The sequence below is a fragment of the Streptomyces sp. NPDC006309 genome, from assembly GCF_040613095.1.
Lineage (GTDB): Bacteria > Actinomycetota > Actinomycetes > Streptomycetales > Streptomycetaceae > Streptomyces.
On sequence record NZ_JBEXRO010000001.1, the window covers coordinates 178,205 to 191,073 of the forward strand.

The 12,869-nt window shown below is 71.4% G+C and carries 13 protein-coding genes; 6 read left to right on the forward strand and 7 right to left on the reverse strand.

The window, feature by feature from the left end; all coding sequences use genetic code 11:
* The first annotated feature begins 150 nt into the window (after positions 1-150).
* The gene (locus ABZ117_RS00795; protein ID WP_356816209.1) at positions 151-822 is read left to right on the forward strand and encodes a hypothetical protein; all 672 of its coding nucleotides are present in this window, start codon (positions 151-153) and stop codon (positions 820-822) included.
* 256 nt (positions 823-1,078) lie between these two features.
* On the opposite strand, the gene ABZ117_RS00800 is transcribed toward ABZ117_RS00795, so the two are convergent.
* Both ABZ117_RS00800 and ABZ117_RS00805 read right to left on the reverse strand, forming a co-directional pair.
* A complete protein-coding gene (locus ABZ117_RS00800) occupies positions 1,079-1,678 on the reverse strand; it encodes a TetR family transcriptional regulator (protein ID WP_356816210.1) in 600 nt (199 codons plus the stop codon).
* A 26-nt stretch (positions 1,679-1,704) separates the two neighbouring features.
* Positions 1,705-2,715, reverse strand: coding sequence for an aldo/keto reductase (locus ABZ117_RS00805; RefSeq protein ID WP_356816211.1), 1,011 nt, complete (start codon positions 2,713-2,715; stop codon positions 1,705-1,707).
* Between the two features lie 228 nt (positions 2,716-2,943).
* Here ABZ117_RS00805 and ABZ117_RS00810 point away from each other — a divergent pair, with 228 nt between their 5' ends.
* Positions 2,944-4,014 (forward strand): chitinase, encoded by a 1,071-nt coding sequence (locus ABZ117_RS00810; RefSeq protein WP_356816212.1) that lies wholly within the window; start codon positions 2,944-2,946, stop codon positions 4,012-4,014.
* A gap of 50 nt (positions 4,015-4,064) precedes the next feature.
* Here the strand turns inward: ABZ117_RS00810 and ABZ117_RS00815 are convergent, their stop codons facing one another.
* A complete protein-coding gene (locus ABZ117_RS00815; protein ID WP_356816213.1) occupies positions 4,065-4,634 on the reverse strand; it encodes a TetR family transcriptional regulator in 570 nt (189 codons plus the stop codon).
* A gap of 163 nt (positions 4,635-4,797) precedes the next feature.
* The gene (locus ABZ117_RS00820; protein ID WP_356816214.1) at positions 4,798-6,180 is read right to left on the reverse strand and encodes a glycine--tRNA ligase; all 1,383 of its coding nucleotides are present in this window, start codon (positions 6,178-6,180) and stop codon (positions 4,798-4,800) included.
* A 160-nt stretch (positions 6,181-6,340) separates the two neighbouring features.
* Between ABZ117_RS00820 and ABZ117_RS00825 the strand changes: the two genes are divergently transcribed.
* Genes ABZ117_RS00825 through ABZ117_RS00840 form a run of 4 tightly spaced genes read left to right on the forward strand, consistent with a single transcriptional unit; the run spans position 6,341 to position 9,461 of the window.
* Complete coding sequence (locus ABZ117_RS00825) at positions 6,341-7,300, forward strand: metal ABC transporter substrate-binding protein (protein WP_356816215.1); 960 nt, start codon at positions 6,341-6,343, stop codon at positions 7,298-7,300.
* 17 nt (positions 7,301-7,317) lie between these two features.
* Entirely contained in the window at positions 7,318-8,088 is a 771-nt protein-coding gene (locus ABZ117_RS00830; RefSeq protein ID WP_356816617.1) for a metal ABC transporter ATP-binding protein, read from the forward strand.
* Complete coding sequence (locus ABZ117_RS00835) at positions 8,088-8,990, forward strand: metal ABC transporter permease (RefSeq protein ID WP_356816216.1); 903 nt, start codon at positions 8,088-8,090, stop codon at positions 8,988-8,990. The genes ABZ117_RS00830 and ABZ117_RS00835 overlap by 1 nt, the downstream gene beginning before the upstream one ends.
* Positions 8,991-9,050: 60 nt before the next feature.
* Positions 9,051-9,461, forward strand: coding sequence for a transcriptional repressor (locus tag ABZ117_RS00840; RefSeq protein ID WP_121788903.1), 411 nt, complete (start codon positions 9,051-9,053; stop codon positions 9,459-9,461).
* A gap of 19 nt (positions 9,462-9,480) precedes the next feature.
* Here ABZ117_RS00840 and ABZ117_RS00845 read toward each other — a convergent pair whose 3' ends face one another.
* Genes ABZ117_RS00845 through recO form a run of 3 tightly spaced genes read right to left on the reverse strand, consistent with a single transcriptional unit; the run spans position 9,481 to position 12,466 of the window.
* Positions 9,481-10,806, reverse strand: a complete 1,326-nt coding sequence (locus ABZ117_RS00845) for a histidine-type phosphatase (protein WP_356816217.1) — start codon at positions 10,804-10,806, stop codon at positions 9,481-9,483.
* Positions 10,807-10,844: 38 nt separating this feature from the next.
* A complete protein-coding gene (locus tag ABZ117_RS00850) occupies positions 10,845-11,693 on the reverse strand; it encodes an isoprenyl transferase (RefSeq protein ID WP_356816218.1) in 849 nt (282 codons plus the stop codon).
* Between the two features lie 26 nt (positions 11,694-11,719).
* Positions 11,720-12,466, reverse strand: coding sequence for a DNA repair protein RecO (recO, locus tag ABZ117_RS00855; RefSeq protein WP_356816219.1), 747 nt, complete (start codon positions 12,464-12,466; stop codon positions 11,720-11,722).
* Positions 12,467-12,869: the final 403 nt, after the last annotated feature.

Genomic DNA, 12,869 nt, shown 5'->3' on the forward strand with positions numbered 1-12,869 from the left:
GACCACCGTCCGGGCGTTCACGCTGTCGGTTCTGGTCGTGCCGGCAGTGGGCCGGTCCGTCCGTCATCGCGGACAGGCGTGTCCTGCGGGAGTGTCCCCCCTACGCTGTGGCCCACGACGGAATGCCGCCGTCACGGCAGGGGGAACCGCATGGAGCAGCTTCGGGAACTCGTCGCCCGCCACGGAGATTGCGCACAGAAGCCCGTGCGCTTCCGTCCAGGGACGTGGCGCTCACGGTTGGAGCCGCTCGGGGCGGAACACGTGCTCGATATCGGCGTCAAAGCCGAGAGCAGGCCGAGCGGTGACCGTCTCATCAGCCGCGGCGACCTGGCCCGTCTCCGTGACCGGGTCGGTGACGACGATCCCGGCGGCCTGCGCGACCTGTTCGTGGCCGTCATGATCTGGGGCTCGGGCACCACCAACGGACGTGGGCCGCGGTACACCGAAGCGGCCCTGCGCGACCCGCGCCTGCCCACCGTCCTGCGGACCACGCGCGAAACGGTCCGAAGCGGCGACCTGAGCAGGGCCTATCGGCAGTTCGTCATCAAGGGGGTGGGGCGGTCCTTCTTCACCAAGTGGTTCGCGGCCGTGGACGACCGCGACGCCACGTGTGACCGGGCCCTGATCCTCGACGACCGGGTCTTTCGCTCGCTGAACGCCCTCGGGTGGTCCAGCTGGCAGGCGGCCGGCACCCGCCACTGGCCCACCCGCTACGCCACCTACGTCAGCTCCATGCACGGCTGGGCCGCGTCCCTGGGAGTCAGGGCGGATTGCCTGGAATGGCTTCTCTTTCATCTGAACGGTCGTGTGGAAGAGCAATGAGCCAGGGAAGCCGCGATCCGGCGACCGTGGGGTTCTTCGCACCCGCCCTGTGAGCGGCGGGCTGCCTGGCGCTCAACGGCAGCGATCATCGCGATCACCGTCAACTCGACGCGTGGTCGTCGTGACCGGTTTCAGGGCCACCCGCTACCGCAGGCTCGCCCCGGGCAGAAGGCCGGCGAACCGGGTTCCGGCCGCCGGACGTGCACGACGCCGACCCCGCTGATGCGGGACTTCTGGCGGATCAGCGCGTGACGGGTCAGCGCATGCCGGGTGCCGACAGGCCGCGTACAAGCAGGTTCACCACGGCCTGGAACTCCTCCTCGGCGCCGGGGCGACGCCACTCCCCCGCGTGGCAGGGGTCGTGGAAGCGGGTGGTGGCCTGGAAGACGGCGCGGGCCGCGGCGGCCGGGTCGGGCACCGAGAACACGCCCGACGCGGTCCCGGCCGTGATGATCCCGGTCAGCTGGGCGGTCAGATCGGCTATGTGCTGGCCGACCACCGTCCCGTTCTCCGCAGCCAGCACTCCGTACGTCGCGAACAGTTCCGGATCGTCGTGCGCCTTGCGGCGTTTGGCGTCGAACAGCCCCGTGAGCCAGGCACGCAGCAGCTCCTGCGGGTCGCGGTCCTCGGCGGCGGTGCGGGCGAGCGACCGGCACGTACGGTCCAGCCACCGCTTCGTGACCGCTTCGCGCAGCGCCGCCTTGGTCCGGAAGTGCCGGTAGACGCTGCCGTGGCTGACGCCGAGCGCGCGGGCCACGTCGACCACGGTGGCCTTGGCCGGGCCGTGGCGGCGCAGCACCTCCTCGGTCGCCTCGAGGATGCGCTCGGCGGTCAGGATCTCGCTGGTCGGTGGCATGCTCTAGACCGTACCCGCCGGGGGATTCAGCGCTCGCTGTCGAGGTGTGCCATCTGCGCGGACGGGTAGCGCTCGCCGGCCGCCGCGTCCGGCGGGACCGCCTTCTCGATGGCGGCGAGGTCGGCCGCGTCCAGGGTGACGTCGAGAGCGCCCAGGGATTCGGTCAGCCGCTCGCGGGTGCGGGCACCGACCAGCGGCACGATGTCCTCGCCGCGGGAGAGGACCCAGGCGATGGCGATCTGCGCGACGGTGGCGTCCTTCCGCCCGGCGATCCCGCGGAGGGCGTCGACCAGGTCGAGGTTGTGCCGGAGGTTGTCGCCCTGGAAGCGGGGCGAGTGGGCGCGGAAGTCGTTCGCGGCCAGCTGCCGGTCGCGGGAGAAGTGGCCGGAGATGAGCCCGCGGGAGAGCACGCCGTACGCGGTGACACCGATGCCCAGTTCGCGGGTGGTGGGCAGGATGTCCTGCTCGATGCCGCGCGACAGGAGCGAGTACTCGATCTGGAGATCGGCGATCGGGGCGGTGGCGGCGGCCCGCCGGACGGTCTCGGCGCCGACCTCGCTGAGACCGACGTGCCGGACGTACCCCTTCTCGATCAGTTCGGCGATGGCACCGACGGTCTCCTCGATCGGCACGTCCGGGTCGAGGCGGGCGATGCGGTAGACGTCGATGTGGTCGACGCCCAGGCGCTGGAGGGAGTAGGCGGCGAAGTTGCGGACGGCGGCGGGGCGGCCGTCGTAGCCGCTCCAGTTGCCGTCCGGGTCGCGCAGGGCGCCGAACTTCACGCTGAGCAGGGCCTGTTCGCGGCGGGCCGGCGGGGCTGTGCGCAGGGCCTCGCCGACGAGCATCTCGTTGTGGCCCATGGCGTAGAAGTCGCCGGTGTCGAGCAGGGTGACGCCCGCTTCCAGGGCGGCGTGGACGGTCGCGACGGACTCCGCGCGGTCGGCGTCGCCGTAGAGGGCGGACATGCCCATGCAGCCGAGGCCGAGGGCGGAGACCTGGGGGCCGGTGGTACCGAGGTTTCGGGTTCGCAGCGTCATGCGTCCACCCTGCCATGACAGCTGACAGATTTCAATATCTGTCAGCTGATAGTTGTCAGTCCGCTCGGCGTTCGCCGCCTTCTCCCGCAAGGTTTGGTCCAGACCTCTTGACGAAAGGTCTGGACCAGCCGCACTGTCGTAACCCCCGCCTGTCATGTCTGCGCCACCCCACCTCACCGCACCCCACCTCACCGCACCCCCCTCACCGCACCCCACCGGGAGGACCGCATGCTCCGCCGCACCTTGCGCCTGCTCACCGCCGCCGTCACCACGGCCGTCCTGGCCCCGCTCGCCGTCGCCACCGCGCCGGCCGCCTCCGCCGCTCCCACCACCGCCGGCGCCGACACCTGCGCGGTGAAGTCGCGGCCGGCGGGCAAGGTGCTCCAGGGCTACTGGGAGAACTGGGACGGCGCCGCCAACGGCGTCCACCCGCCCTTCGGCTGGACCCCGATCACCGACTCCCGCATCCCCGCCCACGGCTACAACGTGATCAACGCGGCCTTCCCGGTGATCCGTTCGGACGGCACGGCCCTGTGGGAGGACGGCATGGACTCCGGCGTGAAGGTGGCCACGCCCGCCGAGATGTGCCAGGCGAAGGCGTCCGGGCAGACGATCCTGCTCTCCATCGGCGGCGCGGCGGCCGGCATCGACCTGTCGTCCTCGACGGTCGCCGACCGCTTCGTGTCGACGATCGTGCCGATCCTGAAGAAGTACAACTTCGACGGCATCGACATCGACATCGAGACGGGCCTCACGGGCAGCGGGAACATCGGGCAGCTCTCCGCCTCCCAGGCCAACCTGATCCGCATCATCGACGGCATCCTCGCCCAGATGCCGTCCGACTTCGGCCTGACGATGGCCCCGGAGACCGCGTACGTCACCGGCGGCAGCATCACCTACGGCTCGATCTGGGGCGCGTACCTGCCGGTCATCAAGAAGTACGCGGACAACGGCCGCCTGTGGTGGCTGAACATGCAGTACTACAACGGCAGCATGTACGGCTGCTCCGGCGACTCCTACTCGGCGGGCACGGTGCAGGGCTTCACCGCGCAGACCGACTGCCTGAACAAGGGCCTGGTGGTGCAGGGCACGACGATCAGGGTGCCCTACGACAAGCAGGTCCCGGGGCTGCCCGCCCAGTCCGGCGCGGGCGGCGGCTACATGTCCCCCTCCCTGGTCTCCCAGGCGTGGAAGCACTACGGCACCTCGCTCAAGGGCCTGATGACGTGGTCCCTCAACTGGGACGGCTCGAAGAACTGGACGTTCGGCGACAACGTCAAGGCGCTCCAGGGCCGTTGACCTGACCGTCCGGCCGCCGGCACCGGCTCCCGGTGCCGGCGGCCGGCGCGTCACCGCTCCCGCGGTTCCGCCAGCGCCCTGAGGGCCGGCCGGAGCAGCGCGGCCGTGCGGTCGGCCGGGGCGTCCTTCAGCGAGGGCAGGCCGAGCAGCTGATGGCCGATGGTGACGCCGAGCAGGGTGCTGACGGCCAGTGCGGCGCGCAGCTCGGGGTCCGCGGCCGGGGGCAGGGCGGCGGCGACGGTGTCGATCTGCCGGCCGAGGGTGTCGCGGACCTGGTCGGCGGCTGCCGGGTCGGTGAGCATGGACCGCATCACCGCCAGCGCGCCCTCCGGGAGGCCGCCGAGTCCGAGGCCGAGCGAGGCCAGCAGTTGTTCGACGAGCGCGTCGGTGCCGGTGGCCGCCGGCAGCGCGGGGAGCGTCTGCGAGACGCGGGTGAACAGCTCGCGCTTCGAGCCGAAGTACTGCATGACCAGGGCCGGGTCGACGCCCGCCGCTGTCGCCACGGCGCGGATGGTGGTGCGGTCGAACCCCTTCTCGGCGAACAGCTCCCGTGCGCTGCCGAGGATGCGTGCCTCGGTGGCGCGGCGGCGGTCGGCGCCGGACCGGTGAGGGCTGGACACGCCTTCACTCTACGACCGTTGACCGGACGTCGCCCGGCGGCCGGGCACGGCCTCCGCGCGGACCTGGACAGCGGGCCCGCCCGACGGCGTGAGCGGCGCAGAGCCCGCCCCCGAGCCCGAGTTCGGGGTCAGGGGCGGGCCGGGGTGGCCGGTTCGGCCGGTGTCAGCAGCCCAGCAGGCGGCTGCCCAGGTAGCCCTCGATCTGGTCGAGGGAGACGCGCTCCTGCTTCATGGTGTCGCGCTCACGCACGGTCACCGCATTGTCCTCGAGCGTGTCGAAGTCGACGGTCACGCAGTACGGCGTACCGATCTCGTCCTGGCGGCGGTAGCGGCGGCCGATGGCGCCCGCGTCGTCGAACTCGATGTTCCAGTTCTGCCGCAGGGCCTGGGCGAGACCCTTGGCCTTCGGGGACAGCTCCGGGTTGCGCGACAGCGGGAGGACGGCGACCTTCACCGGGGCGAGCCGGTGGTCGAGGCGCAGCACCGTCCGCTTCTCCATCTTGCCCTTGGCGTTGGGCGCCTCGTCCTCGACGTAGGCGTCGAGGAGGAAGGCCAGCATGGTGCGGCCGACGCCCGCCGCGGGCTCGATGACGTACGGCGTCCAGCGCTCGCCGGCCTCCTGGTCGAAGTAGGAGAGGTCCTGGCCGGAGGCCTTGGAGTGGGCGCCGAGGTCGTAGTCGGTGCGGTTGGCGACACCCTCCAGCTCGCCCCACTCCGAGCCGCCGAACTGGAAGCGGTACTCGATGTCGGCGGTGCGCTTGGAGTAGTGGGAGAGCTTCTCCTTCGGGTGCTCGTACCAGCGCATGTTCTCCTCACGGAGACCGAGGCCGGTGTACCAGCCCCAGCGCTGCTCCATCCAGTACTCCTGCCACTGCTCGTCCTCGCCCGGCTTGACGAAGAACTCCATCTCCATCTGCTCGAACTCGCGGGTGCGGAAGATGAAGTTGCCAGGAGTGATCTCGTTGCGGAACGACTTGCCCATCTGGGCGATGCCGAACGGCGGCTTGCGGCGCGAAGTGGTCTGCACCTGGGCGAAGTTGGTGAAGATGCCCTGGGCGGTCTCGGGGCGCAGGTAGGCGACGGAGCCGGTGTCCTGGGTCGGGCCGAGGTGGGTGGAGAGCAGGCCGGAGAACTGCTTGGGCTCGGTGAACTGGCCCTTGTTGCCGCAGTTCGGGCAGTTGACGTCCGCCAGGCCGTTCGCCGGGGCGTGGCCCTTCTTCTCCTCGTACGCCTCTTCCAGGTGGTCGGCGCGGAACCGCTTGTGGCACGAGGTGCACTCGGTCAGCGGGTCCGAGAAGGTGGCGACGTGGCCGGAGGCGACCCAGACCTCGGGGGCCAGGATGACGGACGAGTCGATGCCGACCACGTCCTCGCGCGACGTCACCATGTAGCGCCACCACTGGCGCTTGATGTTCTCCTTCAGCTCGACACCCAGCGGTCCGTAGTCCCAGGCGGCACGCTGTCCGCCGTAGATCTCACTGCACGGGAAAACGAAGCCACGGCGCTTGCTCAGGCTGACGATGGTGTCGATCTTGTCGGCGGCCACGGTGCTCTCTTCATTACGACGACGGGCGTTGAAGCGAGATGCTTCCAGCGAATGATTCAGGTTACCGGCGCATGCTCCCCCACGACCAAATCGGCCCCCGTGAAGACCGTCTGGTGAGCGTAGTTGACAACGGTTTCCATGTTTGTTGAAAATGACTGTCATGAACGTACGACGACGCCTCATATCCGCCGCCGCCCTCACCGCGGTCACCGCCCTCGGGGCCGGCACGCTGTCCGGCTGTTCCGGCGACACGGCGGTCGCGGCGAACACCAGCAAGTTCGACGTCGTCGCGTCGTTCTACCCGATGACCTTCCTCGCCGAGCGGATCGGCGGGAAGCACGTCCGCGTCACCACGCTCACCTCCCCCGGCCAGGAGCCGCACGACCTGGAGATCAGCCCCCGGCAGATCGCCCAGCTCGAGCAGTCGGACGCCGTCCTCTACCTGAAGGGCCTCCAGCCCTCCGTCGACGAGGCGGTGGCCCAGTCCCCGGTCGGCACCAAGATCGACACGGCGGGCCTGACCGCGCTGGAGGAGCACGGCACCGAGGTCGGCGGCCACGCGGCCGGCCACGACAGCCACCAGGACGGCGAGAGGGCGGGCAAGGACCCGCACATCTGGCTCGACCCGGTGAAGTACGCGCAGGTCGCCGAGGGCGTCGGCCGGGCCTTCGAGAAGGCCGACCCCCGGCACGCGGCCGACTACCGGAAGAACACCGCGACCCTGACCGGCGAGCTGGCCGCCCTGGACCGCCGGTTCCGGCAGGGCCTCGCGCACACCCGGAGCAAGGTGTTCCTCACCACGCACGCCGCCTTCGGCTACCTCGCCGAGCGCTACGGCCTCACCGAGGAGGCCGTCAACGGCCTCGACCCCGAGTCCGAGCCGAGCGCCGCGCGCGTGAAGGACCTGGAGCGCATTGCCCGGGCCGACGGTGTCAGCACCGTCTTCTACGAGACGCTCGTCAGTGACCGGACCGCCCGGACGCTCGCCCACGACACGGGCCTGCGGACCGACGTCCTCGACCCGCTCGAAGGCATCACCGGCAAATCCCGCGGCAAGGACTACCTCGCCGTCCAGCAGGCCAACCTCGACGCGCTCCGCCGGGCGCTGGGCGCCAAGTGACCGGCACGGAAGGCAGGATCGTGCGAGAACCCGTCATAGCCCTGCGCGGCGTGAGGGCCGAACTCGGCGCACGTCCCGTACTGCGGGGCATCGATCTCACCGTCGGCCGCGGCGAGGTCGTCGCGCTGCTCGGCGCGAACGGCTCCGGCAAGTCGACGGCGATCCGCACCGTCATCGGCCAGGTGCCGCTCAGCGGCGGCACGGTCGAACTGTTCGGCACCCCCCGCCGGTCCTTCCGCGACTGGGCGCGCGTCGGCTACGTACCGCAGCGCACCACGGCCGCGGGCGGGGTGACGGCGACCGTGACCGAGATCGTCTCCTCGGGCCGGCTGTCCCGCACCCGCTTCGGCGTCTTCCGCAAGGGCGACCGGCAGGCCGTGCGGCGGGCCCTGGAGCTGGTCGGCATGGCGGACCGCGCCAAGGACTCCGTCGACGCCCTCTCCGGCGGCCAGCACCAGCGGGTGCTGATCGCCCGCGCGCTGGTCTGCGAACCCGAACTGCTGATCATGGACGAGCCGATGGCGGGCGTCGACCTGGCCAGCCAGGAGGTGCTGGCACGGACCCTGCGTCAGCAGGTCGAGGCCGGCACGACGGTCCTGCTGGTCCTGCACGAACTGGGCCCGCTGGAGCCCCTGATCGACCGGGCTGTCGTCCTGCGGGACGGCTGCGTGCTGCACGACGGCCCGCCGCCCCGCGCGGTCGGCCAGCACGCGCTGCCCGGTCACGACCACGTACACCCGCACGCACCGGCGGGCACCGAACCGATCCGCACGGGACTGCTGAGCTGATGGAATTCCTGGACTACGCCTTCATGCAGCGGGCGCTGCTCGCGGCCGTGCTGGTCGGCATCACCGCGCCAGCGGTCGGCATCTACCTGGTCCAGCGGCGCCAGGCACTGATGGGCGACGGCATCGGGCACGTCGCCATGACCGGCGTCGGCCTGGGCTTCCTGCTGTCCACGTCCCCGGTGTGGATGGCGACGGCGGTCTCGGTGCTCGGCGCGGTGCTGATGGAGCTGATCCGCTGGTACGGCAGGACCCGCGGCGACATCGCCCTGGCCATGCTGTTCTACGGCGGCATGGCCGGCGGCGTGATGCTGATCAACCTCGCGCCGGGCGGCTCCAACGCCAACCTGACCTCGTACCTGTTCGGCTCGCTGTCCACGGTGTCGCCGTCCGACGTGCGGGCGATCTGCGTCCTGGCCGCCTTCGTGCTGCTGGTCACGCTGGGCCTGCGCCGCCAGCTGTTCGCGGTCAGCCAGGACGAGGAGTTCGCGCGGGTCACGGGCCTGCCGGTGCGCGCGCTGAACCTGCTGACGGCGGTCACCGCGGCGGTGACCGTCACCGTGGCCATGCGGGTCGTGGGCCTGCTGCTGGTGTCCGCGCTGATGGTCGTGCCCGTGGCGGCGGCGCAGCAGCTCAGCCGCAGCTTCACCGTCACGCTGGTGATCGCGGTGGCGATCGGGGTGGCCGTCACCGTCAGCGGCACGGTCACCTCCTACTACCAGGACGTCCCGCCGGGCGCCACGATCGTCCTCCTGACCATCGCCGCGTTCGTCGCGCTGACCGCCCTGGCCACCCCGCTGGCCCGGCGACGCGCCCGCGCGGCAGCCGCGGCCCGGCCCGCGGGCGACCCGGCGGAGTGCTCGATTCCGGTCGCGCGGGACGCCGGGGACCAGGTCGGCGCCTGACCACTGTCGGTGCCAGCTGGCACAATGGCCCGGCAGACGCCAGACGTGAGGAGGCAACCGGTGACCACCGCTGGACCGCCCGTTAAGGGCCGCGCGACCCGCCAGCGTGCGGCCGTGGCGGCGGCCCTGGACGAGGTCGACGAGTTCCGCAGCGCGCAGGAACTGCACGACATGCTCAAGCACAAGGGCGACTCGGTCGGGCTCACCACCGTCTACCGCACCCTCCAGAACCTCGCCGAGGCCGGCGAGGTCGACGTCCTGCGCACCTCCGACGGCGAGTCCGTCTACCGCCGCTGCTCCACCGGCGAGCACCACCACCACCTGGTCTGCCGCGCCTGCGGCAGGGCGGTGGAGGTGGAGGGCCCGGCGGTCGAGAAGTGGGCGGAGGCGATCGCCGCGGAACACGGGTACGTGAACGTGGCGCACACCGTGGAGATCTTCGGCACGTGCGCCGACTGCGCGGCCGGCTGAGCGGATTCCGGCCGGTCACTCAGCCCCGGCCGAAGCAGCGCTCCAGTTCGTCCAGGTCGTAGAAGCCGCTGTTCCCGGCGACGGGACGGCAGCCGGCCCTGAACGCCGTCTCCCTCTCGTTGTAGAGCATGCGCACCAGGTAGCGGTCGCCCTTCTGGAACACGTCCCACTGGATGTTCGCGCCCAGCGGGGAGACCGAGGCGCCGCGCCACGGGTTGCCGGCGTACGTGTACGGCTCCCCCGGCGTCGCCGGCCGGGTGCTGCCCGGCAGGCCCATCAGCGCGGCCAGCGGGATGACCTCCTCGGCGTGGGTGAAGCGCAGCTCGGCCCCGAGGTCGCTGGTGCCGGCGCGCTTGGCCTCGACCTGCTCGAAGAGGTCGTCGAGCAGGACACCGGCCATCTTGTAGGTGATGTCGCTGTCCGAGAAGCCGGGGCCCTTCTCGTAGAAGTCCTCGGCGTCGCCGAGGTAGCCGAACCAGGCCGCGTCCGAGCGGGAGATGTAGCGCTCCAGGCCCCAGCCCGCGCCGTCCGGGCTCTCCTCGCTCATCGCGGGGGCGATGGCGTACAGGTTGTAGACGGCCTGGGCGGCGCCGGTCCGGTCGGTGATCTGTGCGACGAAGGAGTCCGTGAAGATCTTCCTCAGCACGCTGGCGGCGGCCTGCCGCGTCCGGTCCTGGCCGGTGATGCCGTCGAGGGTGTCCTTGAGGCGCTGGTCGCCCGCGAGGTAGTCGCGGTAGGCCGCGCCGCCCGCCGCCTTGTGGAAGTACAGCAGGTCCTTGTCGGTGCGGGTCGGGCCGATCAGCGGCTTCAGCTCGGGGTCGGCGTCGGCGAGGGCGCCGGCGAAGACGTTGCCGCTGTCCACGGCCCGGCCCTGGCCGGAGCTGACGACGTCGATCTTCTCGCCGTCGCGGGCGATCTTCGCGAACAGCGACGGCAGCCGCTTCTCCATGCGGGCGGCCGTCTCCGCCAGCTCCCGCCGGCCGCGCCCGCTGAGGTTGCCGTGACCGGTCTTCGCCATCGCGGCGAGCAGTGCCCGCACCCGGGGCCCGAACTCCTCGCCCCTGCGCGTGAGTTGCCCCGCCGCCTCGGCCTTGTCCCACAGCGCGAGGACCAGGTCCCCGTCCTCGCTGTCGGTGGCCGCGCGCGAGCCGTGCCGGGAGACGTTCTCGGTGAGGACGGGAACGAAGCCGGCCGGGGGCTTCCGGTAGTCGCGCGGGTTCTGCCGGGGCGCGTAGGGCGCCTTGGTGCCGTAGCTCTCGCGGTGCGCGGGGCCGTCGGCGGCGTGCGCGGGCAGGGCGGTGAGCAGCAGGGCGCCGAGGGCGAGGACAGGGGTGACACGTCTCATGATCCACATCCTCGGCGGCCCTGGTGAACGCCCGGCGGCTACGAGGTGGAGTCGCCCCTCATGGCGGCCTCCATGGCGATGAGTTCCTCGTTCGGGACGGCACCGCCGAAACGCCGGTCGCGGGAGGCGAACTCGACGCAGGCCCGCCACAGGTCACGGCGGTCGAAGTCGGGCCACAGCACGTCCTGGAAGACCATCTCGGCGTACGCGCTCTGCCAGAGCAGGTAGTTCGAGGTGCGCTGCTCGCCGCTCGGACGCAGGAACAGGTCGACGTCCGGCATGTCCGGGTAGTACAGGTACTTCTGGATGGTCTTCTCGCTGACCTTGGACGGGTCCAGCCGGCCGGCCTTCACGTCCTCGGCGAGGGCCTTCGCCGCGTCGGCCAGTTCGGCCCGGCCGCCGTAGTTCATGCAGAAGTACAGCGTGAGCAGGTCGTTGTCCTTGGTCTGCTCCTGGGCGACCTGGAGTTCCTTGGCGACCGACTTCCACAGCCTGGGCATCCGGCCCACCCAGCGCACCCGGATGCCGAGCGAGTCGAGCTGGTCGCGGGTCCGGCGGATGAAGTCGCGGTTGAAGTTCATCAGGAAGCGGACCTCGTCGGGCGACCGCTTCCAGTTCTCGGTGGAGAAGGCGTACAGGGAGATGTTGCGCACACCGACCTCGATGGAGCCCTGGAGCACGTCCAGCACCCGCTCGGCGCCGACCTTGTGCCCCTCGGTGCGCGGCAGCCCGCGCTCCTTCGCCCACCGCCCGTTGCCGTCCATGACGATCGCGACATGCTCCGGGACCAGCTCGGCCGGCAGTTTCGGCGGGCGGGCACCGGACGGATGCGGCTGCGGCGCCGTGTACTCGCGCCGCTGGCGCCCCAGGAACCCGCGTACGACCATGTGCTTCTCGTCTCCTCGACCGTGGACTACTTCTCTACGTACCGCAGGGAGCGCAGCCCGCGCTCCAGATGCCAGTGCAGGTAGGCGGACACCAGTCCGCTGCCCTCGCGGACGTAGCGCGCCTCGCACGCGTCCGCCGTCTCCCAGTCTCCCGTAAGCAGCGCCCCGAGCAGAATCAGGGCCTGCGGCGACGGTACGACGCTGCCGGGCACCCGGCAGTCGACACAGACGGAGCCGCCCGAGGCCACGGAGAAGAACCGGTTCGGACCGGGCATGCCGCACCGCGCGCAGTCGCCGAAGCTGGGCGCGTACCCGTTGACGGCGAGGGAGCGCAGCAGGAAGGCGTCGAGGACGAGGTGGGGGGCGTGCTCGCCGCGGGCGAGGGTCCGCAGGGCCCCGACCAGCAGCAGGTACTGCTGCACGGCCGGCTCCCCCTCGTGGTCCGTGAACCGCTCGGCCGTCTCCAGCATGGCGGTGCCCGCCGTGTACCGCGCGTAGTCGGTGACGATCCCCCCGCCGTACGGCGCGATCGTCTCGCTCTGGGTGCACAGCGGCAGCCCGCGCCCGATCAGCTCGCTCCCCCGCGCGAAGAACTGCACGTCCACGTGGGAGAACGGCTCCAGCCGGGCCCCGAACTTCGACTTGGTGCGCCGCACCCCGCGCGCCACGGCCCGCACGCGCCCGTGCCCGCGGGTGAGCAGGGTGATGATCCGGTCCGCCTCACCCAGCTTCTGGGTGCGCAGCACGATGCCGTCGTCGCGGAACAGACTCATGCGACCATTCTCGCCCATCCGGGAAGCGTTCCGGGCGGACCGGCCGGCCTGTTCGCGGGCCGGGTCCCGCAGGGCGTGGCCACCGCCGCGGCCACCGGCGCCGCCGGGGCGGCCCTGCCGCGCGCCACCGGCCCCTGGCTGCTGCCCGACGCCGCCCCGGACGTCATCGCCCGCTAGGTCGTGTCGTCGAACTCCCGCCGTTCGCCCGGAGGGCGGGCTCTGCGGCGTCAGGTGCGTGCTCTCGGCGTGCCGGGTCCTGATTCTCGTACTGGACGTACTCGGGTCGGGGCCCGGTGCGGCGAGAGTGCGTGCATGGCGTCATGGAGCAGGCGGGAGTTCGACGACACGGCCTAGGAGCCTGTCGCCAGTGAGCGGTTCGGGGAAGGCAGTGAGAGATCCGGGA

Bases quoted from the DNA above. Each gene is read 5' to 3' on its own strand.
- ABZ117_RS00795 (WP_356816209.1), top strand. From the start codon at position 151: ATGGAGCAGCTTCGGGAACTCGTCGCCCGCCACGGAGATTGCGCACAG.
- ABZ117_RS00800 (WP_356816210.1), bottom strand. From the start codon at position 1,678: ATGCCACCGACCAGCGAGATCCTGACCGCCGAGCGCATCCTCGAGGCG.
- ABZ117_RS00805 (WP_356816211.1), bottom strand. From the start codon at position 2,715: ATGACGCTGCGAACCCGAAACCTCGGTACCACCGGCCCCCAGGTCTCC.
- ABZ117_RS00810 (WP_356816212.1), top strand. From the start codon at position 2,944: ATGCTCCGCCGCACCTTGCGCCTGCTCACCGCCGCCGTCACCACGGCC.
- ABZ117_RS00825 (WP_356816215.1), top strand. From the start codon at position 6,341: ATGAACGTACGACGACGCCTCATATCCGCCGCCGCCCTCACCGCGGTC.
- ABZ117_RS00835 (WP_356816216.1), top strand. From the start codon at position 8,088: ATGGAATTCCTGGACTACGCCTTCATGCAGCGGGCGCTGCTCGCGGCC.
- ABZ117_RS00845 (WP_356816217.1), bottom strand. From the start codon at position 10,806: ATGAGACGTGTCACCCCTGTCCTCGCCCTCGGCGCCCTGCTGCTCACC.
- ABZ117_RS00850 (WP_356816218.1), bottom strand. From the start codon at position 11,693: ATGGTCGTACGCGGGTTCCTGGGGCGCCAGCGGCGCGAGTACACGGCG.
- recO (WP_356816219.1), bottom strand. From the start codon at position 12,466: ATGAGTCTGTTCCGCGACGACGGCATCGTGCTGCGCACCCAGAAGCTG.